This window comes from Halomonas sp. AOP22-C1-8 (assembly GCF_052378905.1).
Taxonomy (GTDB): domain Bacteria; phylum Pseudomonadota; class Gammaproteobacteria; order Pseudomonadales; family Halomonadaceae; genus Vreelandella; species Vreelandella citrativorans.
The window spans coordinates 1-21115 of sequence record NZ_JBQSYD010000023.1; the positions used below are offsets into that span (position 1 = coordinate 1).

At 54.6% G+C, this 21115-nt stretch carries 24 protein-coding genes, 1 other RNA gene and 1 pseudogene; 13 read left to right on the plus strand and 13 right to left on the minus strand.

What is annotated here, in order from left to right; all coding sequences use genetic code 11:
- Positions 1-247 precede the first annotated feature (247 nt).
- A complete protein-coding gene (locus ACT3TY_RS12775) occupies positions 248-937 on the plus strand; it encodes a ZinT family metal-binding protein (RefSeq protein WP_444628489.1) in 690 nt (229 codons plus the stop codon).
- Positions 938-1087: 150 nt separating this feature from the next.
- Positions 1088-1486, plus strand: coding sequence for a lysozyme inhibitor LprI family protein (locus ACT3TY_RS12780; protein WP_444628490.1), 399 nt, complete (start codon positions 1088-1090; stop codon positions 1484-1486).
- A 97-nt stretch (positions 1487-1583) separates the two neighbouring features.
- On the opposite strand, the gene ACT3TY_RS12785 is transcribed toward ACT3TY_RS12780, so the two are convergent.
- From ACT3TY_RS12785 to ACT3TY_RS12800, 4 genes are all read right to left on the minus strand, one after another.
- The gene (locus ACT3TY_RS12785; protein WP_444628492.1) at positions 1584-1904 is read right to left on the minus strand and encodes an addiction module antidote protein; all 321 of its coding nucleotides are present in this window, start codon (positions 1902-1904) and stop codon (positions 1584-1586) included.
- Positions 1901-2233, minus strand: coding sequence for a type II toxin-antitoxin system RelE/ParE family toxin (locus ACT3TY_RS12790; RefSeq protein ID WP_444628493.1), 333 nt, complete (start codon positions 2231-2233; stop codon positions 1901-1903). Before ACT3TY_RS12790 ends, ACT3TY_RS12785 begins: the two co-directional genes overlap by 4 nt.
- An 818-nt stretch (positions 2234-3051) precedes the next feature.
- On the minus strand, positions 3052-3354 hold the full coding sequence (locus ACT3TY_RS12795; protein ID WP_444628495.1) for a hypothetical protein: 303 nt from the start codon (positions 3352-3354) through the stop codon (positions 3052-3054).
- Positions 3355-3478: 124 nt separating this feature from the next.
- Positions 3479-3784 (minus strand): hypothetical protein, encoded by a 306-nt coding sequence (locus ACT3TY_RS12800; RefSeq protein ID WP_444628496.1) that lies wholly within the window; start codon positions 3782-3784, stop codon positions 3479-3481.
- Between ACT3TY_RS12800 and ACT3TY_RS12805 the strand changes: the two are divergent.
- Positions 3772-3948: pseudogene (locus ACT3TY_RS12805) on the plus strand (IS4 family transposase); the annotation flags it as partial. The gene ACT3TY_RS12800 and the pseudogene ACT3TY_RS12805 overlap by 13 nt on opposite strands.
- Before the next feature lie 331 nt (positions 3949-4279).
- On the opposite strand, the gene ACT3TY_RS12810 reads toward ACT3TY_RS12805, so the two are convergent.
- The 3 genes from ACT3TY_RS12810 to smpB form a co-directional block, all read right to left on the minus strand.
- A complete protein-coding gene (locus tag ACT3TY_RS12810; RefSeq protein ID WP_444628497.1) occupies positions 4280-4819 on the minus strand; it encodes a porin family protein in 540 nt (179 codons plus the stop codon).
- Between the two features lie 384 nt (positions 4820-5203).
- Positions 5204-5582: a transfer-messenger RNA gene (gene ssrA, locus ACT3TY_RS12815) on the minus strand.
- A 45-nt stretch (positions 5583-5627) separates the two neighbouring features.
- Entirely contained in the window at positions 5628-6119 is a 492-nt protein-coding gene (smpB, locus tag ACT3TY_RS12820; protein WP_087108742.1) for an SsrA-binding protein SmpB, read from the minus strand.
- A 126-nt stretch (positions 6120-6245) separates the two neighbouring features.
- Here smpB and ACT3TY_RS12825 point away from each other — a divergent pair, with 126 nt between their 5' ends.
- The gene (locus ACT3TY_RS12825) at positions 6246-6680 is read left to right on the plus strand and encodes a type II toxin-antitoxin system RatA family toxin (protein WP_444628498.1); all 435 of its coding nucleotides are present in this window, start codon (positions 6246-6248) and stop codon (positions 6678-6680) included.
- Positions 6670-6981: an RnfH family protein gene (locus ACT3TY_RS12830; protein ID WP_172117612.1), complete on the plus strand. Its 312-nt coding sequence runs from the start codon at positions 6670-6672 to the stop codon at positions 6979-6981. The genes ACT3TY_RS12825 and ACT3TY_RS12830 overlap by 11 nt, the downstream gene beginning before the upstream one ends.
- Before the next feature lie 5 nt (positions 6982-6986).
- Here ACT3TY_RS12830 and ACT3TY_RS12835 read toward each other — a convergent pair whose 3' ends face one another.
- A complete protein-coding gene (locus tag ACT3TY_RS12835; RefSeq protein ID WP_193053239.1) occupies positions 6987-7457 on the minus strand; it encodes an outer membrane protein assembly factor BamE in 471 nt (156 codons plus the stop codon).
- Between the two features lie 72 nt (positions 7458-7529).
- On the opposite strand from ACT3TY_RS12835, the gene fur reads away from it, so the two are divergent.
- Positions 7530-7982, plus strand: a complete 453-nt coding sequence (gene fur, locus ACT3TY_RS12840) for a ferric iron uptake transcriptional regulator (protein WP_172117611.1) — start codon at positions 7530-7532, stop codon at positions 7980-7982.
- 124 nt (positions 7983-8106) lie between these two features.
- On the opposite strand, the gene recN is transcribed toward fur, so the two are convergent.
- Complete coding sequence (gene recN / locus ACT3TY_RS12845) at positions 8107-9780, minus strand: DNA repair protein RecN (protein WP_444628499.1); 1674 nt, start codon at positions 9778-9780, stop codon at positions 8107-8109.
- Positions 9781-10002: 222 nt separating this feature from the next.
- Between recN and grpE the strand changes: the two genes are divergently transcribed.
- From grpE to ACT3TY_RS12865, 4 genes are all read left to right on the plus strand, one after another.
- Positions 10003-10632: a nucleotide exchange factor GrpE gene (gene grpE / locus ACT3TY_RS12850; protein WP_087108733.1), complete on the plus strand. Its 630-nt coding sequence runs from the start codon at positions 10003-10005 to the stop codon at positions 10630-10632.
- Positions 10633-10761: 129 nt separating this feature from the next.
- Positions 10762-12693 (plus strand): molecular chaperone DnaK, encoded by a 1932-nt coding sequence (gene dnaK / locus ACT3TY_RS12855; RefSeq protein ID WP_444628501.1) that lies wholly within the window; start codon positions 10762-10764, stop codon positions 12691-12693.
- A 111-nt stretch (positions 12694-12804) separates the two neighbouring features.
- Complete coding sequence (dnaJ, locus tag ACT3TY_RS12860) at positions 12805-13956, plus strand: molecular chaperone DnaJ (RefSeq protein WP_087108729.1); 1152 nt, start codon at positions 12805-12807, stop codon at positions 13954-13956.
- Between the two features lie 98 nt (positions 13957-14054).
- The gene (locus ACT3TY_RS12865) at positions 14055-14954 is read left to right on the plus strand and encodes a DMT family transporter (RefSeq protein ID WP_441678212.1); all 900 of its coding nucleotides are present in this window, start codon (positions 14055-14057) and stop codon (positions 14952-14954) included.
- Here ACT3TY_RS12865 and ACT3TY_RS12870 read toward each other — a convergent pair.
- From ACT3TY_RS12870 to ACT3TY_RS12880, 3 genes are read right to left on the minus strand one after another with little or no spacing between them, the layout of a single operon-like run.
- Positions 14932-15681, minus strand: coding sequence for an ABC transporter ATP-binding protein (locus ACT3TY_RS12870; protein ID WP_087108725.1), 750 nt, complete (start codon positions 15679-15681; stop codon positions 14932-14934). The genes ACT3TY_RS12865 and ACT3TY_RS12870 overlap by 23 nt on opposite strands.
- Positions 15675-16745, minus strand: a complete 1071-nt coding sequence (locus tag ACT3TY_RS12875) for a FecCD family ABC transporter permease (protein ID WP_087108723.1) — start codon at positions 16743-16745, stop codon at positions 15675-15677. The genes ACT3TY_RS12870 and ACT3TY_RS12875 overlap by 7 nt, the downstream gene beginning before the upstream one ends.
- Positions 16735-17862 (minus strand): ABC transporter substrate-binding protein, encoded by a 1128-nt coding sequence (locus ACT3TY_RS12880; RefSeq protein ID WP_441678214.1) that lies wholly within the window; start codon positions 17860-17862, stop codon positions 16735-16737. Before ACT3TY_RS12880 ends, ACT3TY_RS12875 begins: the two co-directional genes overlap by 11 nt.
- Positions 17863-18145: 283 nt before the next feature.
- Between ACT3TY_RS12880 and ACT3TY_RS12885 the strand changes: the two genes are divergently transcribed.
- A complete protein-coding gene (locus ACT3TY_RS12885) occupies positions 18146-18430 on the plus strand; it encodes a DUF2218 domain-containing protein (protein ID WP_087108719.1) in 285 nt (94 codons plus the stop codon).
- A 170-nt stretch (positions 18431-18600) separates the two neighbouring features.
- Positions 18601-19404: a 4-hydroxy-tetrahydrodipicolinate reductase gene (gene dapB / locus ACT3TY_RS12890; protein WP_172117603.1), complete on the plus strand. Its 804-nt coding sequence runs from the start codon at positions 18601-18603 to the stop codon at positions 19402-19404.
- Between the two features lie 243 nt (positions 19405-19647).
- Here dapB and ACT3TY_RS12895 read toward each other — a convergent pair whose 3' ends face one another.
- Complete coding sequence (locus ACT3TY_RS12895) at positions 19648-19872, minus strand: hypothetical protein (RefSeq protein ID WP_444628504.1); 225 nt, start codon at positions 19870-19872, stop codon at positions 19648-19650.
- A 45-nt stretch (positions 19873-19917) separates the two neighbouring features.
- Here ACT3TY_RS12895 and carA point away from each other — a divergent pair, with 45 nt between their 5' ends.
- Positions 19918-21063, plus strand: coding sequence for a glutamine-hydrolyzing carbamoyl-phosphate synthase small subunit (gene carA, locus ACT3TY_RS12900; RefSeq protein WP_444628524.1), 1146 nt, complete (start codon positions 19918-19920; stop codon positions 21061-21063).
- Positions 21064-21115: the final 52 nt, after the last annotated feature.

A 21115-nucleotide genomic window follows, 5' to 3' on the forward strand; every position in this document is an offset into this window, starting at 1 on the left:
AAACCTCTTCGAAAATAATTTTTACTTCGACCAAGTTTGGCGACTGATTGGCTAGTGATAATGGCTCCGTTGTGCTTGTTGGATCTGACATGGCCGGTACGATAATGGTCGATCCGCTTGCCGCCAAGAAGCGTTAGGTGCTTTAACGTTTCAGGCCGACATGCTTTGTTTGATTGGTGTTATGTTATAATGTATCTTTTGTGTTGATTTAAAAACCATTCATTCTCTGAAAAAGGAAGTCTGAAAAATGCCATTACTTTCATCAAAAGCACTCAGCGCCTTAGCCATCAGCTTGCTGGCAGTGGCGGGTATTCAGCCGGTGGTTGCAGATGACAAGCATGAACACCACGACCATGATCATTCACACGACCACTCCCATGACCATTCGCACGACCACCGTAGTGATATTTATTCCGGGCATTTCAGTGATGACCAGGTAGCGGACCGTTCACTTTCCGACTGGGAAGGTGATTGGCAGTCCGTTTATCCCTATCTAGAGGATGGCACGCTGGATGCGGTGTTTGCTCATAAAGCTGAGCATGGCGATAAAACGGCTGAAGAGTACAAGGAGTACTACGACACCGGTTACCAAACAGCGGTTGACCGTATCATTATTGAAGGCAATAACATTACCTTCTACGAAAACGGCGAAGAGAGCACGGGCGAGTATCAATACGACGGCTACGAGATTTTAACCTACGACGCAGGCAACCGTGGCGTGCGGTTTATTTTCGAGTTAGAGGGTGAGAGCGCTGAAAATCTTCCTCAGTACATTCAATTCAGCGACCACGCTATCTACCCAACCGACGCGCATCACTTTCACCTTTACTGGGGCAATGATCGCGAAGCACTGCTGGAAGAAGTCTCTCACTGGCCGACCTACTACCCGTCCGATTTAGACGGTAATGAAATCGCTGAAGAAATGACCGCTCATTAAGGTCGAGCCACCTTTTTTATAGCTAGTCGACGGGCGCCAGCAGAAATGCTGGCGTTTTGCCGTTATGGGCGCATGAAAAAGAGGCTAACCTGTAAGGCAGGTAGCGTTCTTGTTACCACGTTGGCTTTATCCACCAGAATAGGTAAGACGATGCGACTACTTTCACGATGGGCAGGCATGGGGATTTTGATCTTCAGCGGCTTGGTAAGTGCTAATGAGGAGTGTGTTAGCCCTGAAACCCAAGCGGAAATGACGCAGTGTTCAGCTAAAACGTATCAAGCGGCCGATAATGAGCTTAATGAGGCTTATCAGGTATTGATTGGAAGGCTTGAGAATAATGATTTATCGCTTGAGAAGCTCAGAGTGGCCCAGCGCAAGTGGATTGATTTTCGTGACGCCGAATGTGCGTTCGAGAGTAGCGCGGTCGAAGGGGGAAGCGCCCAGCCCATGGTACGTAATGGCTGCCTTGAAGCGCTCACCAAAGCACGTACGCAAAGCCTGCAAGAGCATGCCAGCTGCGAAGAGGGCGACCTTAGCTGTGTAAGGTAGCTAAAACAAAAGCTGCCCATAGAAACAAAAAAAGCACCGATAGTCGATTGATTTATAGGGGGGATGGTGGAGGCGGTGCTTTATAGTTGGCCGCTCTCTATCCTGTTGCCGGCTCTTGGCTATGGCGTGTCAGGTCGTGAAAGTGAATACCTGTTGCTTTGATGACGGCGGTCATCGTGCGTAGCGTGGGGTTGCCTTTAGGTGAAAGCGCTCGGTAGAGGCTTTCGCGTGACACTTTGGCACGTTCCGCAATGGCGGCTACACCGCCTTGGGCTTCCACTACATGGCGTAGTGCCAGCAGAAAGGCAGACTCGCCGCCTTCTTCATCCAGCTCATCGAAAGCGGTGCGCAAATAGTCCAGCGCCATATTAGGATCATCGCGCAGCATTTCGACAACAGCAGCATCATGGCTTTTCATGTACTTGCTCTCCTACGGTGGTCAGCTAAAAACGCCTTTGCTTGCTCTATATCGGCTTGCTGGCGTTTCTTGGTTCCACCGGCTAATAACATCACTAAACGGCGGCCTACTTTGGCGTAATAAACGCGGTAGCCCGGCCCGTAATCAATCCGTAGCTCTAGCACACCATCGCCCACTGCCTTGGCGTCGCCTGCATTGCCTGCGGCCAGTCGGTTAAGGCGTGTCAGCACTCGCATTGCGGCCATTCGGTCTTTAGCCTTCACGGCGTTCAGCCATGACTGGAATGGGTTGTGACCGTCAGCGGCCAAGTAGTGCGTAAGCTCAATCATAAATTGATTGTAGCTTATAAGCTACAGCGAGGGCATCAAGCTTTTTAAAACCTTCGTTTGGCAATGAAAGGCCCGGTGGTGTTTGCGGCTGGGTGGTGGACGGCTGGCCAATCAGCCTCCGCGCTTATTCTGCATTGTCGTTACCGCTTCGCTGCAAGGGGCTTCGCCCCATACCCCATTGACCAGATACCGACCTAGCCCCTTTGCCTACCCCATAGCGTGACAAAATCACCTGAATACGCAGCGCCAGCCCGGTGCTAACCTCATATAGGATCGGCAACTTAATTTGTATCCGGGCAGTGCCGAAAATACGGCGCTACGGTTTCGGCACCTTCGGCAGTGGTAAAGCTGTCAACCAAGCGGGTTTAGAGACGATGCTGCTGACGATTATGAAACACCGAAATTTAGCCGAATTCCGGGGCTACTTTCCCCGTGGACAGGTCGAGAATTGCTCAGAAGAACCTGGATCTTTTCAACGCCAAGCAGTGTTCAAGTCTACAGCGCCTCACGGCAGGAATGGGCAGGGTCTTGATTATTAGTCACAGCTGCGGCTATACGGGCAGCCAAGATTTGCCGCATCCGCTTACGTGCATGCGTAGCAGTGTGATTAAGAGATTTAGCCGTAGTAAACGCGGGTGCTGATTGGGGCGGCCATCCGAGGTGCTGATATATCGTTGCTAGCCGTTCAGGCTCGCAAGCTTCGGCAGCAGTCATCATGCGAGGGGATCGGCGCACAGCCCCAGTGGGGCGAATAATATAAGCGGATACCAACGCGGCCCGCTGAGATGACTCTCGCATGCTTCTTAGCAACATTAAGGCTAGTCCTCGCCAAGCGTTATTTCCACGATAGCGCATAGCAGCGAGCGCCACTTGGTCGGATTGCCCCGCGGATGCTCGCTTGCCCCCATATCAGCAAATGCTAGAGGGCTAGCACAGGCATAGCCTGTGTTGATGTGCGCCCCTGTAAGTCGGTGTTCCACCTCTATTTCTAGCAGTTCTCCCATGGCACGGCTTAAGGCACGGGCGGACAAGCCTTCATGACTATTGTTGGCGGCCAAGCGCAATAGGTTGCCTAAATTCAGACACTCCAGAGCGGCTTGGTTTGGCTGTGACTGTCGCATGGTATCTTCCTAGTGGTTGGCGTTATCGCTTAACTAAATGAATATACAAAACCAGCACTAAGACGTAAAAAAGCCCAGCAGGTGCCGGGCAAGGTGGGTAAACGGATTTGCAAGTAGCTTCAAGCTACTCTGACTGTTCAGCGGTGGCCTGCCCCTTCGCGGTTTCGTCCACCTCGCCTAGCAGGGCGCTTGCCTCAAGGTGCTCTACTTCCTCGGCAGCGCGGCGGGATTGGGCCTCCAGAACGGCGGCGATGCTGTCGCTATCCTCCATTGCCGCAATAGTCGCGTTGATCTTATCAAGATGATCATACATCGCCTGAGTAACGGCCTCTAATGCTTGCGGTGAAGCCTCTGGACTCGCCTTTACAGCTCCAGCCAGCGCTTTCTCTGCCTGAGTTTGTGCTTCACTGCATTCAGTTGCCCGCGACATTAGAAGCGCACCTGATGACTCGCAAGATCAAGGGGAAAGAGGTTCGGGGGCTGACGTCGATGACAGATCCGCTGCGCTTTTCGGCTGCTGATATCGTGAATATTTATGGCTATCGCTGGGAATTATGGGGGTTGCTCGCTTACAACTTGATACGCTTTCAGATGGCCTGAATGGCCTATAGTTTAGACAGCATTCACCCAAATCAATTGGTTTTTCACTAGGCTGACCATTTTGTTATCAAGGAGTTATCGATGTTGCCGGCGGTATCGCTTGGCCGTGTTCCCGAAGTGGTGAGATCGATGCTGGAGATGGCACCTTCGTTCTTGCTACCCGCTAGACGAGAAAGGCCATGTCCACGTGCTGTTCGGGCACGACCACAAAAATATACGGTCAGGAAAAAGCCAGTCAGGTTCAACTGACTGGCATTAGCCTTACGAGGGGCGCTTTTTGTGCATGTTATAAAGTGGGCGGCTCTTGGCTGGCGCTGTGTATCAATTAGAAGTGGTAAGCAATGCCCACGCTGCCCGCGTTCAGGTTATAGTCAGATTTGTTTAGGTAGGAGACATACTCAAGCTGACCGGAGATCTGGGGTGTGAAGTTGAGCTGAACGCCGGCACCATAAGAGAAACCGTCATCATCGTCGGATACGGACACGAAGCGGTTAGAGATCGTGGCTTCGGCATAAGAGAAGCCCAGCAGACCGTAGAACGAGAACACATTGTTAACCGGCAGGTGGCCAACAGCATACACGCCCATCAACTGATCAAGCTCTACATCAACGCCCGAGCCACCAATGCTATCGTCACTAAGGCCTGTGCCGATACGCCCCTCAATAGCAACGAAATCATTCAAGAAGTAGCCGCCGCGAATGGTCAGTCCGGTAGGGTTAACGTCATCGCGAATACCATCTACATCGAACACGTAATGGCTGGCCAGCGCACCCACGTAGCCAGAACCTGCGCTGTTAGCCAACGCTGAAGAAGAGGCCAACGCAACAGCAGCGGCGATAACAGCAATGGAAAATTGTTTAGTCATAACGGTCCCTAAGATGTTTTTTAGTAGTAGATCCCAAGGGAGGGGAGTTTACATATTTATACTTAGGAGGTGAATTGTTTGTTAAGCAAATCCAAGTCAGGGCACTGCTAAATGCCGGGGCTCTGCGCAATTTCCGGACTGAGCCCGCAGGCTGTCGATTTTCCGCTGCACTCGTTGTATTAACTGCTCATAGGTTTTCGACATAAGCATCTCCTTGAGTGACTGGTTGTATATACAGAGTTTGGGGCGGAATATAGCCAGGGGATTTCGTGAAAGCGAGGGGAAATGTTGACTCAAAAGCTGACCTAGCTATGCCTAAATCAGCCCTTTGCAGACTATAGGCACAAAAAAAGCACCGCTAGGTGCTTGATTTGTAGGGGTGTCTGGTGGAGGCGGCGGGAATTGAACCCGCGTCCGCCAGCACGCGCCTATTGGCTCTACATGCTTAGATTCCGTCATTTGTTTTAACGCCACTGACTCCGACGATCAGGATTCAGCAACGCGAGCCTTCTAAAGTTTAACGCTTGGCGAGAAGACACCACCAAACGCGGTCCTATCAGTTTTAGCTCGTATCCCCTCAATGATGAATAGGCACATCACCTTGGGGCCAGACAAGAAGCTAACAGTTTAAGCTGCTAGCGCGCCTTGAGCGTAGTTTTCGTCATTTGCGACTATTTTTTCGTGATGTGGGATTTACGAGATACATCACGCTCTCGGCATGCACCGCAAGGGTTGTCACCGGCGTCGAAACCATGTCGCCCCCTTCTTTCAGATGAGCATTCTAACGTGCTCACACCTGATTGACCAGTTAAGCCTTGTTATGTTCCCGCATAATTCGTCCTTTTTGACGGCTCCAGTCACGATCCTTTTCTGTCGCCCGCTTGTCATGCAACTGCTTGCCGGTCACCAGCGCCAATTCACACTTCACCTTATTGCGCTTCCAGTAAAGCTTGAGCGGCACGCAGGTGTGGCCCTTGTCTTGGGTAATCGAAAAGATTTTGGCGATTTCTTTACGATGCAGCAGTAGTTTGCGCGTGCGGGTAGGGTCGGCAATTTCATGGGTGCTTGCTGTATTAAGCGGCATGATGTGGCTGCCAAGCAGGAAGGCCTCGCCGTTACGCACCAGAATGTAGGTGTCGGTAAGCTGAGCTTTACCCGCACGCAGGCTTTTGACTTCCCAGCCGGCGAGTGCCAAACCCGCTTCAAAGGTCTCATCGATATGGTATTCGAATCTTGCCTTCTTGTTCTGGGCAATAACGCTGCTGCCGGGGCCCTTGCTGTTACCTTTCTTAGTGGCCATGAAACCTCATCTATAATCTGTCGGTGGCACCCCCTTCGTTATATGGGGAGGCGTGATACCATTCAAGGTCTGAATAAATGTTTCCCATGATACGCTTTGGGCACTGTGAAGTCAGCGGAGAGGTCAATGCCAACCGTCAATCGTTCCGCCCTGGTGCGGCACACCCCCCAGCAAATGTTCGATCTGGTCAACGATTTCGAACACTACCCCGAGTTTTTACCAGGCTGTCGTAAGGCGCGTCTGGTAGAGCGTGACGCCACCCATTTAATTGGGGAAATGACGCTGGGCCGTGCGGGGATAGAGCAAACGATCACTACACGTAACGACCTGTTTGCCCCCGAGCAAATCGAGATGTCGCTGGTAAAAGGGCCATTTAAGCGCTTGAAAGGCCACTGGCGGTTCACTCCGATGGGAGATGATGCTTGCAAGGTGAGTCTGGAAATGGAATTTGAGTTTGCCAGCCGCCTGCTCAGCATGGCCTTTGGTCGATTGTTCCAGCAAATCGCCGGTCAATTGGTCGATGCCTTCACTAAGCGTGCTGATGAGCTGTATGGGCGGTGATCGACTTCAGGTAGAGGTTGCCTTTGCGTTGCCTGCCAAACAGCGCCTGGTGGCGCTGGAAGTGCCTGAGGGCACCACTGCCCGGCAGGCGGTAGCACTTGCCAACCTGCCTCAACTATTTCCGGAGTTGCCCGAAGACACGTTCAGCAAGGCGCCGCTGGGTATTTTTGGCAAAGCGCTACGCAACCCCGAGACGCACACATTGCGCACCGGGGATCGTGTCGAAGTCTATCGCCCGCTTGAGATCGACCCTAAAGCTGCCCGCCTGGAACGTGCCAAACGCCAAGCAAGCGGCCAGTAACGTTGTTACTCAGCGCGCAATACGGGCTGAGGCGCGGGTGCTGTCTCCGGTGTTTGCGTGCTTACATTCTCCTGGGGAAGCGCATTCAGCGGGTCAGCGCCTTCAACGGCAGGCCCCAAGCTGGTGTCGGTGCTTAGCGGAAGATCGGTGGAAAAATCGCCCTGCTGCTGAACATTGGCTAAGCGGCCCATCGGGTCAAAGGTAAGTGTGACGCGTCGCTGTACAACGCCACCGTACGCTTCGTCCAATCGATAGACGTAATCCCACTGGTTTGAATCAAACGGGGCTTCCAACAAAGGGCGGCCCATAACGTAGGTGACCTGCTCCTGCGTCATGCCCGGCTGAAGCTGGCTAACCATTTCTTCGGTTACCAGGTTGCCTTGAGGGATGTCACGTTTGTAAACACCGACGTAACTACAGCCACTTACAACAGTAAGGGCAACGGAAAGCGTAATGATGCGAGTCAATTTTTGCATTTGGACCTGTTCTTCACTATCGTGGTTTCGGTCGATCATACCCGACCTAACCTGTTACTGCGAAGAGCAACCATGGCCGATCAGAACCATGAACTGCGCAAAGCCGGGCTGAAAGTGACCCTGCCGCGCGTCAAGATCCTTCAGATTCTCGAAAATGCTTCGGGTCAACACCACCTTAGCGCAGAAGAAGTGTATAAAACACTGATTGATGCGGGCGAGGATGTTGGCTTGGCAACCGTTTACCGCGTGCTGACGCAATTTGAATCAGCAGGTTTGGTAATTCGTCATAATTTTGACGGTGGCCACGCAGTCTTTGAGATGACGCAAGAAGACCATCACGACCATATGGTGTGTTTAGAAAGTGGTGAAATCATCGAGTTTCTTGATGACATCATTGAACGGCGCCAGCAAGAAATTGCAGAAGAGCACGGCTACGAGCTTGTCGATCACGCTCTGGTACTTTACGTACGCCCTCGCGGGTCGGACGTAACGCGCCAGGTTAACGTGCCGATCAATAAAAAATAGGGTTTCCCGCAAAACCTGTTTTGGCCGTGATGCAAACCCTCATGCCGCTCCTTGTTACTACAGGGAGCAGCATGGGGGTATTTTGCGTGGTAGCCGTTAATTAAACCGTGATTTGAGAAAGCTCTTAATGAGGCGGGCGCTGGCTGGCATGCAGCATTTCCTGGGCATGAGCCAGTGTTTGGTCAGAGAGCGTGACTCCGCCTAGCATGCGCGCAAGCTCGCTGATGCGGCCTCGCTCGTCCAGCAAGGCCATATAGGTACGCGTAGTATCCCGCTTGGCACGCTTTTCAATATGCAGGTGCTGATGCGCCTGCGCGGCCACCTGGGGCAGGTGCGTCACGGTCATTACCTGGCCGTTCTCACCTAGCTTGCGCAGTAACTGGCCGACAATTTCCGCCGTGGCACCTGAAATACCCACATCCACCTCGTCAAACACCAGGCTTGGAATCGTCGAGTGCGAGGCGGCCACCACCTGAATCGCCAAGCTGATACGTGAAAGCTCACCCCCAGAGGCAACTTTGGCGAGCGGGCGAGCAGGCTGGCCTGGGTTGGCGCTGATCAAAAACTGTACGCTATCCAGCCCTTCAGGCGTAGGCGTTTCACGCGAAGCAACGGCCACTTCAAAGCGGGCCTTACCCATGGCCAAAAAGGCCAGCTGCTGCTGAACTTCTTTACCCAGCCGCAGGGCAGCTTTTTGACGGGTATCGCTGATTTTCTTGGCTTCGCTGCGGTAGCGCTCACGATACTCAGCGACTTGCCCACTCAGCGCTTCAAGGTCCTCATCGCTGGCTTCCAACTGAGCCACTTCACGTTGAAGGGTGCTATGCAGGGCGTAAATTTCTTCAGGGGCGACGTGATGCTTGCGCGCAATGCGGTGTATATCCGTCAAGCGCTCCTCCACCCACATCAGGCGCTCTGGGTCGAGCTCGGTGCTGCTGGCAAAGCGCTGCAACTCGCTTGAGGCCTCTTCCACCTGAATGCGCGCATCGCTGAGCATGGCGAGCGTATTGGCAAGTGTGCCCTTATCGCTGCCCGGTAGGGCGCTTAAGTGTGCATAAGCTTGATTAAGAAGCGACAGCGCGCCGCCGTCATCGCTGGCGCAGCAGTCGGCAGCCAACTGGGTTTCACGCAGCGTCTCTTCGGCATGCGCAAGGGTCAATTGCTCCTCTTCAAGCGTCTGTAGTTCGCCTTCGCCCAGGCCCAGCTGGTCCAGCTCTTCAACCTGGTAGCGTAGCAGTTGGCGCTTGGCTTCTACTTCACTGCCTTCTTCACTGAGCTTTTTAAGCCGTCGTCGCGCATTGCGCCATTCGTGGAAGGTTTCTGCCAGTTGCTGGCGAGCCTCCCGTAGCCCGGCATAATCATCCAGCAGGGCCAGGTGCACCTCTTCACGCATTAACGCTTGATGAGCATGCTGGCCATGAATTTGAATGAGCTGCTCGCCAAGCGATTTTAAGTCCGAAATGGTCGCTGGCTGGCCGTTAATCCACGCTTTTGAACGTCCACTGGCGGTCACTACACGGCGCAGTAGGCATTCGTCGGTGGGGAGTTCGCGGACCGTTAGCCACTCGGCGGCGGCGGGCAGGTGTTGAATGTCGAAACGCGCTGATAGGTCGGTGCGCTCGCAGCCGTGGCGTACGCTGCCAGCATCGGCACGCTCACCAAGGCACAGGCCCAGCGCGCCTAGAAGAATGGATTTGCCTGCACCTGTTTCCCCCGTGATGGCCGTCATGCCGTGGGTTAGGTCAAGCTCAAGGCGGTCGACAATCGCGTAATCTTGAATCGCTAGCTGAGTAAGCATGATGCCTCCTGAGGCGGTGCGACACAGAAGCTGGATACTTATCCAATAAATGTTGTTTTATACAGTAGTCGATAACTGACTTCAATGCTCCTCTTGAGATGGCTTTTATGGCCCCCATATAGCCTCTATACGTGTTTAGGGCTGTTTTAAAACTGATTTATTGATTATTTTTATGAGCAGTGTTGGGCAGACAAAGCCCGAACCCCTTTTGAGGAGCATGGCATGGCAAAAGAACCGCAAACTCCATTAGATGACGAACTCGCTCGCCAAGAGCGGGAAGCCGATATGAGGGACCAGGAGTCTGAAGAGCGCTTGATTGATGGGGAGCTGGAAGGCCTGATTAACGACGAAGCGCCGCTTGAAGGCAGCTTCGCCGACCCCGAGGCCGACGTACTAGCCGCTCAGGTAAATGAGCTGGAGCAAAACCTGGCAGAAGCCAAGGACCAGGCGTTGCGCGCCGCCGCTGAAGCTCAGAATGTTCGCCGCCGTGCCGAGCAGGAAGCGGACAAGGCACGTAAGTTTGCCTTGGAAAAATTTGTAAAAGAGCTGCTGCCTGTGGTGGATAGTCTGGAAAAAGCGCTTGAATCCATGCAGGACGGCGCCTCTGAGGCGCACCGCGAGGGCGTTTCCATGACGCTCAATATGCAGTTGGGGGTGCTCAATAAATTTGGTGTTGAAAGCATTGAGCCCCAAGGCGAGCCCTTTGACCCCCAAGTGCACGAAGCCATGGCGATGGTGCCGAACCCCGAGCTTGAACCCAATACCGTAATGGAAGTGATGCAGAAAGGTTACCTGCTCAATGGGCGTTTGGTTCGCCCAGCGATGGTTGTGGTCAGTCAGAAGGCAAATTAAGCCGATTAGTGACGCAAAGTGTAAAAAAACCCTTGAAAAGTCACTGGCGGCCCCCAGATAAAGGCCAACCACGCGGGAAATCCCGCACACGTTTTAAGTATTGATACAACTGAATTCGAGGTTTTTGCTATGGGACGCATTATTGGTATTGACCTGGGTACTACCAACTCTTGTGTGGCAGTACTTGATGGCGACAGTGCTAAAGTTATCGAAAATGCTGAAGGTGGCCGTACCACGCCTTCGATCATCGCTTACACCGATGACGGCGAAACCCTGGTAGGCCAGGCCGCCAAGCGCCAAGCCGTTACCAACCCGGAAAACACGCTTTACGCCATCAAGCGTCTGATCGGCCGTCGCTTTAAAGACGACGTTGTTCAAAAAGACATCAAGATGGTGCCCTACAAGATCGCTGAAGCTGACAACGGCGATGCGTGGGTAGAAGTAAAAGGTAAAAAAATGGCGCCGCCGCAAGTAAGTGCGGAAGTGCTGAAGAAAATGAAGAAAACCGCCGAAGATTACCTCGGCGAAGCGGTAACGGAAGCGGTCATCACCGTACCGGCTTACTTCAACGACAGCCAGCGTCAGGCCACTAAGGATGCAGGCCGCATCGCGGGGCTGGACGTTAAGCGTATTATCAACGAGCCGACCGCAGCAGCACTCGCCTACGGTATGGACAAGTCACGCGGTGACAAAACCATCGCCGTTTATGACTTGGGTGGCGGTACGTTCGATATCTCGATCATCGAAATTGCCGACGTTGAAGGCGAAACCCAGTTTGAAGTACTCGCCACCAACGGCGACACCTTCCTGGGCGGCGAAGATTTCGACTTGGCGCTGATCAACTACCTGGTTGACCAGTTCAAGTCTGACAGCGGTATTGATCTGTCGGGTGACAACCTGGCCATGCAGCGTCTGAAAGAAGCCGCTGAAAAAGCCAAAATTGAACTTTCAAGCGCCCAGCAGACCGACGTTAACCTGCCCTATATCACGGCTGACAACACTGGCCCGAAACACCTTAACGTTAAGGTGACTCGTGCCAAGCTGGAATCGCTGGTAGAAGAGCTGGTTCAGCGTTCACTTGAGCCCTGCAAAATGGCGCTGAAAGATGCGGGTCTGTCTGCGTCTGAAATCGACGAAGTGATCCTGGTCGGTGGCCAGACACGTATGCCGATGGTGCAGCAGAAAGCCGCTGATTTCTTCGGTAAAGAAGCGCGTAAAGACGTTAACCCTGACGAAGCGGTTGCCGTAGGTGCAGCGATTCAAGGTGGCGTTCTGGGCGGCGACGTAAAAGACGTACTGCTGCTGGACGTTACCCCGCTGACTCTGGGCATCGAAACGATGGGTGGCGTGATGACGCCGTTGATCGACAAGAACACCACCATCCCGACGAAGAAGACGCAAACCTTCTCCACGGCGGATGACAACCAGACGGCCGTGACCATTCACGTCGTTCAGGGTGAGCGTAAGCAAGTGACGCAGAACAAGTCGCTCGGTCGTTTCGACTTGTCTGATATTCCGCCTGCGCCGCGCGGTGTTCCGCAGATCGAAGTGGCGTTTGACCTGGATGCCAACGGTATTCTGAACGTTTCTGCCAAAGACAAAGCGACCGGTAAAGAGCAGTCGATTGTCATTAAAGCGTCCAGCGGCCTGACGGATGAAGAGATCGATCAAATGGTGCGCGATGCTGAAGCCCACGCTGACGAAGATAAAAAATTCGAAGCGTTGGTACGGCTGCGTAACCAGGCCGACGGCATGATCCACGCAACGCGCAAAACCGTGCAAGAAGCGGGCGACAAAGCGACGGATGATGAGAAACAGGCCATCGAAACCGCCATCAGCGAGCTGGAAGAAGCCGTCAAGACTGACGACACGGACAACATCCAGAAGAAACTGGATGCACTGACCGAAGCGTCTGGTCAGTTGGCGCAGAAGATGTACGCCGAACAGGCGGAAGCTGCTCAGCAGGCGGATGAAGGTGCTGAGGATGCCAGCACCAAGCAGGAAGATGACGTGGTTGACGCCGAGTACGAAGAAGTCAACGACGACAAAAAACAGTCGTAACATCCTCTTTCTACCAAGGAAGAAGGTAACGCGGGAGGAGACTCCCGCGTTGCTGTTTCCGCGGTCAAGACGCCTAATCAAGAGCATAGTTAACCAGGAGGCGTAGGGCCCATGTCCAAACGCGATTATTACGAAGTCCTGGGTGTCGATAAAGGGGCCGATCAGAAAGAGATCAAAAAGGCCTACCGCCGCCTGGCGCAAAAATTCCACCCTGATCGAAACCCGGACGATGATACTGCCTCGGAAAAATTCCGCGAAGTGTCAGAAGCTTACGAAGTGCTTAGCGATGGCGAAAAACGTGCGGCGTACGACCAGTTTGGTCATGCCGGTGTTGATGGCCAGGGCGGTGGCTTTGGCGGCGGCGGTTTCGGTGGTGGTGGCGCGGGTGACTTTAGCGACATCTTCGGCGATGTGTTTGGTGATATTTTCGGTGGCGCGGGCGGCGGCCGCCGTCGTGGTCCTAATGCGCCCGCACGTGGCTCCGACCTTCGCTACAACCTGGAGTTGGACCTTGAGAGTGCGGTAGCCGGTACCACTGTCGACATCCGTGTGCCACGCCACATTGAGTGTGACCGCTGTGATGGCGACGGCGCTGAGCCAGGCTCTTCCAAGGAAACCTGCCCCACGTGTCATGGCCACGGCCAAGTGCGTATGCAGCAGGGCTTTTTCGCAGTACAGCAAACCTGCCCGACCTGTCACGGTAGCGGCCAGCACATCAAAGTGCCGTGCCACAAATGTAACGGCGAAGGCCGTGTGCGTGAAACGCGTACGCTCTCTGTGAAGATTCCGCCGGGTGTTGATACCGGTGATCGCATTCGTCTGAACGGCGAAGGCGAAAGCGGCGTTAATGGTGGCCCAGCGGGCGACCTTTACGTTCAGGTTTCTATCAAAGCGCACCATATCTTCCAGCGCGATGGTAAAAACCTGCACTGCGACGTACCGATCAACTTCGTCGATGCAGCGCTGGGTGGCGAGCTTGAAGTACCCACGCTGGATGGCCGTGTGAAGCTGAAGATTCCGCCGGAGACGCAAACCGGCAAACTCTTCCGTCTGCGCGGCAAAGGTGTCAAACCAGTACGCGGTGGTGCGCCGGGCGACCTGCTCTGCAAAGTCGTTATCGAAACCCCGGTCAACCTGGGTGAAGAGCAGCGCGATTTGCTGCGTAAATTCCAGGAAAGTCTGGAAGGCAGCAATAGCCACTCACCCAAGAAAACTGGCTTCTTCGACAGCGTGAAGAAGTTCTTTGAAGAGATGAAGCCCTGATTTTGGTGTGACTGCCCTAACGTAATTGTACAATGTTAGGTTCCGCAGACCCTCGGCCCAGGCCGGGGGTTTTTGACGTTTAAGGAACATAAAGCGTAATGGATAGCTTGCAGGACAAGCCCACGTTGGGCATTTGGCTCAGAATCCTTTCCGGTCTGCTGTTTACCGGCATGCTGGTATGTATTAAAGCGGTGAGTGATGAAGTGCCGGTGGGGCAGTCGGTGTTTTTCCGCTCGTTGTTTGCGCTGTTGCCGATTATGGTTTTTCTGATGATTCGTCGGGAATTCCCGGGAGGGCTGGCGACGCGTCGTCCGTTGGGCCATGCGTTGCGTTCAGGGTTGGGGGCGGCGGCAATGTTTGCCTCGTTTGCGGCGGTCGCTTTGCTGCCCGTTGCCGAGGCAACGCTGTTGGCTCAGCTGACGCCGGTGTTTATGGCGGTGGGCGGGGTGCTGTTACTGGGTGAGCGGTTTTCGTATTATCGCGCGGGGGCCATTTTGCTGGCGCTTGCCGGTATGGCGGTGCTGGTGCTGCCTGGCCTTAATGCTAGTTCTGAAAGTGGCCTGATGACCGGCTATACGTTGGGCGCGCTAAGCGCACTTTTAACGGCGGGGGCGCTGCTTACCGTTAGGCGCATTTCACGTACTGAAACGGCGGCTTCTATCGCCTTTTACTTTATTTTGGTGTCTGCGCTTGCGGGGCTGGCCACGCTACCTTTGGGGTGGGCGGCGCTGGATACAAAGGCCCTTTGGCTGTTGGTGCTCTCGGGGCTGTTTGGTGGCGCGGCGCATATTGCCATGACGCTGGCGCTTCGCTATGCCGAGGCATCGCGGCTTGCACCGTTTGAGTACATTGCGCTGATTTGGCCAGTAGCGGCCGACTGGGTGTTGTTCGGTATTCCGGTATCGAGTAATTTCTTGCTGGCGCTTCCCTTGATGCTCAGTGGGGTGGCGCTCGCCGCCCTGGAAGGGCGGCGGTTTAGACAGCTTCTTCGACGATAAGCTGGGGGCGGCCTTTCGAGCATGGCTCGATACGTGCCGCCACCTTGTACACCTGGCGCAAAAGCTCAGGAGTAATGACCTCTTCTGTGGGGCCGCATGCGATCAGGCGACCGTTTTCAAGCACCATGGAAGCATCGGTAAAGCGCAGCGCATGGCCCAAATCGTGGAGCGCTACCAGAATCAGCATCTGGCGTTCATCTGCCAAGCGGCGTAAGACCGTTAGCAGGTTGATCTGGCGGTTAAGGTCCAGCGCCGAAGTAGGTTCATCCAGCATCAGAATCTCGGGCTCTTGTACCAGTGCCTGCGCCGCGCTGACCAACTGGCGTTGGCCGCCGCTTAAATCGCCAATGTCACGCTCGCCAAGTGCCGTAATATTAAGCTCTTCAAGTGCCCGGTCCACCTGGGCCAGATCCTCTGGCTGCACTTTCAGGCTGCGCCCTTGCATGCGTGCGAGCAGCACCGACTCATAAACCGTCAACACCGCTTTGGCGCCCGTGTCCTGAGGCATATAGGCCACTGGGCGCTCGGCGCTCGTATGGCGTATAGCGACGTCACCTTCGCCTTTCAGCAGGCCTAGAATACGCCTGAAAAGCGTCGATTTCCCGGCGGCGTTAGGGCCCAGCAGGGCGACGACTTGACCGCCTTGAAAGCAGGGCGTCGTGATATCTTCCAGAATTGAGCGGCGCCCGTAGCGGGCCGAAACGCGGGTTAGCTGTAGGGTTACCATGAAGCCTTCTTGTGGTTGAGCACCAGAAACAGGAAGAAGGGAATGCCCACCAGCGATGTGATAATACCGATGGGAATAATCGTGCCTGGAATAATAATCTTGGAGATCACCGAGCCCACCGAAAGAATCAGTGCACCGCAAAGTGCTGAACCCGGCAGGAAGAAGCGTTGGTCTTCACCGAGCAGGATGCGCGCAATATGCGGCCCCACCAGGCCGATAAAACCGATAGTGCCCACAAACGCCACGGCCACTGCGGCAAGCAGCGATACCAGCACCAGTACTTCCAAACGCAGCGCACGCGGGTTAACGCCCATGCTTTCGGCCTTGGCATCGCCCAGGCGCATGGCGGTAAGCGCCCAGCCGTGACGGGCAAGCAGCGGCATAACGGCGGCAAGAATGCCCAGCGCAATCCAGAACTTGGGCCATGTCGCTTTGGTTAAGCTGCCCATGGTCCAGAACACCACTGCCGAGACGGCTTCCTGGCTTGCAAAAAACTGGATCAGCGCCATTAGTGAGTTGAAGATAAACACCATGGCAATGCCGAGCAGTACGATGGTTTCCACCGTAACGCCGCGTTTAAGGCTCAGCGCGTGGATGAGAAATGCGGTGAACATGGCCATGATAAAGGCGTTGAGCGGCACCACGAACTCAATGGCGGCGGGTACAATCGCCACGCCGAAGGCTAGCCCAAGGGCGGCGCCAAAGCTCGCTCCGGCGGAAATGCCCAGCGTAAAGGGGCTGGCCAGCGGGTTGCTCAGGATGGTCTGCATCTGTGCGCCCGCTACCGAAAGGCTGGCGCCCACCACCAGGGCCATTAGCGCCACCGGCATGCGGATTTCCCAGAGAATGACACGTGCCTGCTGGCTGACGCTTTGGGGGGTCAGCAGAGCGGCGACCACTTCGCCCAGGCTGTAGCGGGCTGGCCCCAGCGCCAAATCAACACAGAGACTAAACAACAGCGCCACCACCAGCGCCAGAAGAATCATCTGGCGGCGGAATACCTGAGTGCGGTAGAAGGCGCGCCCCTGTGAGTAGCTGTCGGGGGCGATGGTCTCAGTCGTCATGGAGCGATACCCAGTAACCCGGCTCGTAATTAATAGGCAAGAAGCGGTCGTGAAGCTCCTGCAGGGTGGCTTCAGGGTCTAGATCTTCAAACAGTGATGGGTGCAGCCATTTGGCGAGCTGCTGAATGGCCACGAAGTAGTAGGGGCTGTTGTAGAACTGGTGCCAGATGGCGTGGAAGTTTCCATCTTCCACTGCCTGGATGCCGGTCATGGCGGTACGCGAGGTCAGCGCTTCAAGCTTGGCGTGAGCGGCTTGCATATCAGAGCCGGGCCCTACGCCTACCCAGGCACCGCCGGGTACGTAGGCGTCCCAATTACCGCCGGTCACAACAACGTGATCAGGGTTTGCAGCAATGATCTGCTCAGGATTCAGCGTGCCGAAACTGCCGGGAATGATGCTGTCGGCAATATTGATGCCGCCTGCCAGTGTCACGTACTCGCCGAAGTTGCCGGGCCCAAAGCTCATGCAGCACTCATCCGAGTAGCCACCCGCGCGGTCGATAAAGACGCTGGGGCGCTCGGGGTTCGCTTCGTTAATGACATCGGTCACCCGCGCCAGCTGCGCCTCAGCGAAGTCAATAAACTCCTCAGCTGCCGCTTCGTCGTTCATGACCTGGCCCATGATGCGCATGGAGGGGATGGTGTGCTCGATGGGGTCTTCACGAAAATCGACGTAGATGATCGGAATGCCCAATTGAGCAAGTTTGTCATCATAGGCGGCATCTTCGGTGGCGGCTTTGGCCTCAAGGTTCATAAAGACCACGTCAGGGTTAAGCGAGGCGGCCTGCTCAACGTCGAAGGTGCCGTCTTTAAAGCCGCCAAACGTTGGCAGAGCTTCAATTTCGGGAAAGCGTTCCGCGTAGCGGGCGTAGTTATCAGGGTCTGCTTGGAAAAAATCTTCGCGCCAGCCGACGATATGCGCAAACGGGGCCTCAGGCTCCAGTAGACCGAGCAAGTAGATCTGACGACCCTCTCCCAGGATAACACGCTCAGCGGGCGCCTCCAGTGTGACTTCACGGCCGGTAACATCGGTAACGGTAACAGGGTCTGCCGCTGCCGTAGTGCAGCTCACAACCGCTGCCGTACCTATCAGCGTTTTTAAAAGAGAGGACGTCATAAGCGTATTGATCACTTGTGGGTGGGTCGGTTGTCAGTGCGCCAGGCTGGAGCTGGTGTCAGCGCATAGCATCGAATATAAAGTTTTTGGGTATAATTCGCATTCTCATAGTGATGCATTATCATGGAATCCGATGTAGCTGTCGAGATGACATCTGTTACGGTGAGAACATTTTTCAGAGATGCTGAACACGCTGTTGCGCTATCAAGGCATTTAACTGTTTGGCGGCTATCCCTGTTACCCATAAGCTAGAGGTAACACCCTTTATCCAGTGGAGAATACTATGCCTTTATCACGTGCTGAAATTGCGACTGCATCAGGCGAGCGCATCATTAACCGGCTTTGCAAGCACTGGGCGCATAAGTTGGAGGTTGAGCACAGCCAGCAGGAGGGCAGGATTGTATTTCCTGACAAAGGCACCTGCTTGTTGCACGCAGAAGCTGACAAGTTGCTGGTGTCTATCGAAGCCCTGGAAGAGGAGCATCTGGATCAGTTGGAAGGCGTGGTGGAAAATCACCTTGTGCGCATGGCGAAAGACGAGGAACTGATTGTCGTTTGGCAAAACTGACGCTTTTAGAAGACATGCCTTTAGATGCTAGAGCGTTGAAAACCAGCGGCAAGGAAAGTCAGGCCGCCTGAAACACAAGCACAGCACTGCTTGAAGCGTCTGTTATAATCACCGCTTGGTTACTATTTAGTTTGATTCGACGTAATTGATCGCAAAATGCAGGAGTTCGCATGACCCGAGTTGCCATTGTAGGCGTGGCTGGCCGAATGGGCCGTACGCTGGTAAGCGCTATTGAACAGGATGCTGGCGCGACGCTCGCCGGTGGAATTGTCGAGCCAGGCAGCTCGTTGGCAGGTGCGGATATTGGTGAGTTAGCGGGCGTGGGCAAGCGCGGTGTTAGCGCGGTCGACTCCCTTGATGCAATCGTTAACGACTTCGATGTGCTGATTGACTTTACCGCGCCTCAGGTAACGCTGGCGAATCTGGCATTTTGTGCCAAGCACGATAAGTGCATGGTGATTGGCACCACGGGCATGAGCGATGATGAGCTGGCCCAGTTGGATAGCTACCGCGATAAAGTGGCGATGGTGTTCGCGCCTAATATGAGCGTTGGGGTTAATCTCACGCTCAAGCTTCTGGAAACCGCCGCTAAAGCGCTGGGTGATGAAGGTTACGATATCGAGATTATCGAGTCACATCACCGCCACAAGGTGGATGCGCCCTCCGGCACTGCGATTAAAATGGGCGAAGTGGTGGCCGATAGCCTCGGACGTACGTTAAAAGAGCACGGCGTGTTTGAGCGAGTAGGTCAGTGTGGTCCGCGTACCGATAAAGAGATTGGCTTTGCCACTGTACGTGCGGGCGATATCGTCGGCGAGCACACGGTGATGTTCGCCACCGAAGGCGAGCGCATCGAAATTACCCACAAGGCTTCCAGCCGCATGACGTTTGCCAAAGGGGCTGTACGTGCGGCGCGCTGGGTCGCAGGCCAAAAGCATGGCCGTTACGACATGCAGGATGTGTTAGGGCTTTAGTGAGAAGCATCACATCGATCTTGGCCCGCTTTAGAAGCGCACCACGCGTTGCGGGTTTTTATGGGTAGTCAAAGGCCAGAATATGCTGTAACATTCCATAAATTTTGGCCGGGTGGCCCATGAAAAACAGACGGCGCGCTTGTTGCGTTGGTCAGCCCACTGCCTGTTCAGGTTCGTTAGTGCGAATTTAGTGACAGCGAAATTAGCTACAGCGTCTGTATTGCCTTTGGCATATAGGCCTGATCACAGACCTGAGATGCCCAGAACAACAAGCGGGATGAAACCGATTTTTTCTTTATCGGCTTCGTCCCGCTTTTTTACGACCCGAGTTTTAAGCATTTGATACTGAAGTTTTGGTAGCTGGGTTTCAACACCGGGTTTAAAAAACCAGACTTCAAACATTAATCTCGATTCTGGTGAGGGCATCCTGCGGATGCTTTCAACCAGCATCGCTGAGCCTGCGCCCACAGGCTCCCACCAGCATGGGAGGACCTTGACTTGAATAACCCCGCATTGAGCAAACCTGCGATTTTGGCCCTGGAAGACGGCAGCGTGTTTCATGGAATCGCCATTGGCGCGGACGGATTAACAAGCGGTGAGGTAGTGTTCAATACAGCCATGACCGGCTATCAAGAAATCCTGACTGACCCCTCCTATACCCGCCAAATCGTAACGCTCACTTATCCCCATATCGGCAATACCGGCATTAACGCTGAAGACATTGAGTCAGCTTCTATTGCCGCCGCCGGTTTGGTTATCCGCGACTTGCCCCTGATGGCCAGCAGTTTCCGCTCTGAGCAAACGCTGTCTGACTACCTGGCAAGCCAAAACGTTGTGGGTATCGCTGATATTGATACCCGCCGCCTGACGCGTATTCTGCGCGATAAAGGTGCCCAGAACGGTGCGGTTTTGGCAGGCGAAGACGCACAGGGTGATGACGCCGTTGAGCGCGCGTTGGCGGCCGCCAACGCCTTTCCTGGTTTGAAAGGTATGGACCTGGCCAAAGAAGTCTCCTGCAAAGAGGCTTATGAGTGGACAGAGGGTGAGTGGACGCTGGGCGAAGGCTATGCGGATGCAACGAAAGGCGAGCGCCCTTACCATGTTGTGGCGTTTGATTACGGCGTGAAATTCAACATTCTGCGCATGCTGGCTGCCCGCGGCTGCCGCCTGACGGTGGTGCCCGCGCAAACTCCCGCCGCTGACGTGCTGGCGATGAATCCGGACGGTGTTTTCCTGGCCAACGGCCCAGGTGACCCCGAACCCTGCGATTACGCCATCAAAGCCATTCAGGACGTACTCGAAACGGACACGCCGGTGTTCGGTATTTGCCTGGGCCACCAGTTGCTCGCGCTCGCCTCGGGTGCCAAAACCGTCAAAATGAACCATGGCCACCACGGTGCTAACCATCCGGTTCAGGATTTGGACACGGGCGCTGTGATGATCACCAGCCAGAACCATGGTTTTGCCGCCGATGAAACGAGCCTGCCGGCCAATTTGCGCGCCACCCATCGTTCGCTGTTCGACGGCACGCTGCAGGGTATTGAGCGCACCGACCGACCCGCATTTAGTTTTCAGGGTCACCCGGAAGCCAGCCCCGGCCCGCGTGATGTAGCGCCGCTGTTTGATCGCTTCATCACGATGATGCAGGCACGCCGCTAACGCAGGCTCTGCTTCATCACTGTATGCCGCTTTTGTCGCTCTTCGTCACCAT

Coding starts and splice junctions, on each gene's coding strand:
- ACT3TY_RS12825 (WP_444628498.1), top strand. CDS start 6,246: ATGCCAACCGTCAATCGTTCCGCCCTGGTGCGGCACACCCCCCAGCAA.
- ACT3TY_RS12865 (WP_441678212.1), top strand. CDS start 14,055: ATGGATAGCTTGCAGGACAAGCCCACGTTGGGCATTTGGCTCAGAATC.
- grpE (WP_087108733.1), top strand. CDS start 10,003: ATGGCAAAAGAACCGCAAACTCCATTAGATGACGAACTCGCTCGCCAA.
- ACT3TY_RS12875 (WP_087108723.1), bottom strand. CDS start 16,745: ATGACGACTGAGACCATCGCCCCCGACAGCTACTCACAGGGGCGCGCC.
- recN (WP_444628499.1), bottom strand. CDS start 9,780: ATGCTTACTCAGCTAGCGATTCAAGATTACGCGATTGTCGACCGCCTT.
- ACT3TY_RS12800 (WP_444628496.1), bottom strand. CDS start 3,784: ATGTCGCGGGCAACTGAATGCAGTGAAGCACAAACTCAGGCAGAGAAA.
- ACT3TY_RS12785 (WP_444628492.1), bottom strand. CDS start 1,904: ATGAAAAGCCATGATGCTGCTGTTGTCGAAATGCTGCGCGATGATCCT.
- dnaK (WP_444628501.1), top strand. CDS start 10,762: ATGGGACGCATTATTGGTATTGACCTGGGTACTACCAACTCTTGTGTG.
- ACT3TY_RS12880 (WP_441678214.1), bottom strand. CDS start 17,862: ATGACGTCCTCTCTTTTAAAAACGCTGATAGGTACGGCAGCGGTTGTG.
- fur (WP_172117611.1), top strand. CDS start 7,530: ATGGCCGATCAGAACCATGAACTGCGCAAAGCCGGGCTGAAAGTGACC.
- ACT3TY_RS12780 (WP_444628490.1), top strand. CDS start 1,088: ATGCGACTACTTTCACGATGGGCAGGCATGGGGATTTTGATCTTCAGC.
- ACT3TY_RS12830 (WP_172117612.1), top strand. CDS start 6,670: ATGGGCGGTGATCGACTTCAGGTAGAGGTTGCCTTTGCGTTGCCTGCC.
- ACT3TY_RS12810 (WP_444628497.1), bottom strand. CDS start 4,819: ATGACTAAACAATTTTCCATTGCTGTTATCGCCGCTGCTGTTGCGTTG.
- dapB (WP_172117603.1), top strand. CDS start 18,601: ATGACCCGAGTTGCCATTGTAGGCGTGGCTGGCCGAATGGGCCGTACG.
- smpB (WP_087108742.1), bottom strand. CDS start 6,119: ATGGCCACTAAGAAAGGTAACAGCAAGGGCCCCGGCAGCAGCGTTATT.
- ACT3TY_RS12835 (WP_193053239.1), bottom strand. CDS start 7,457: ATGCAAAAATTGACTCGCATCATTACGCTTTCCGTTGCCCTTACTGTT.
- ACT3TY_RS12790 (WP_444628493.1), bottom strand. CDS start 2,233: ATGATTGAGCTTACGCACTACTTGGCCGCTGACGGTCACAACCCATTC.
- ACT3TY_RS12795 (WP_444628495.1), bottom strand. CDS start 3,354: ATGCGACAGTCACAGCCAAACCAAGCCGCTCTGGAGTGTCTGAATTTA.
- ACT3TY_RS12775 (WP_444628489.1), top strand. CDS start 248: ATGCCATTACTTTCATCAAAAGCACTCAGCGCCTTAGCCATCAGCTTG.
- dnaJ (WP_087108729.1), top strand. CDS start 12,805: ATGTCCAAACGCGATTATTACGAAGTCCTGGGTGTCGATAAAGGGGCC.
- ACT3TY_RS12885 (WP_087108719.1), top strand. CDS start 18,146: ATGCCTTTATCACGTGCTGAAATTGCGACTGCATCAGGCGAGCGCATC.
- ACT3TY_RS12870 (WP_087108725.1), bottom strand. CDS start 15,681: ATGGTAACCCTACAGCTAACCCGCGTTTCGGCCCGCTACGGGCGCCGC.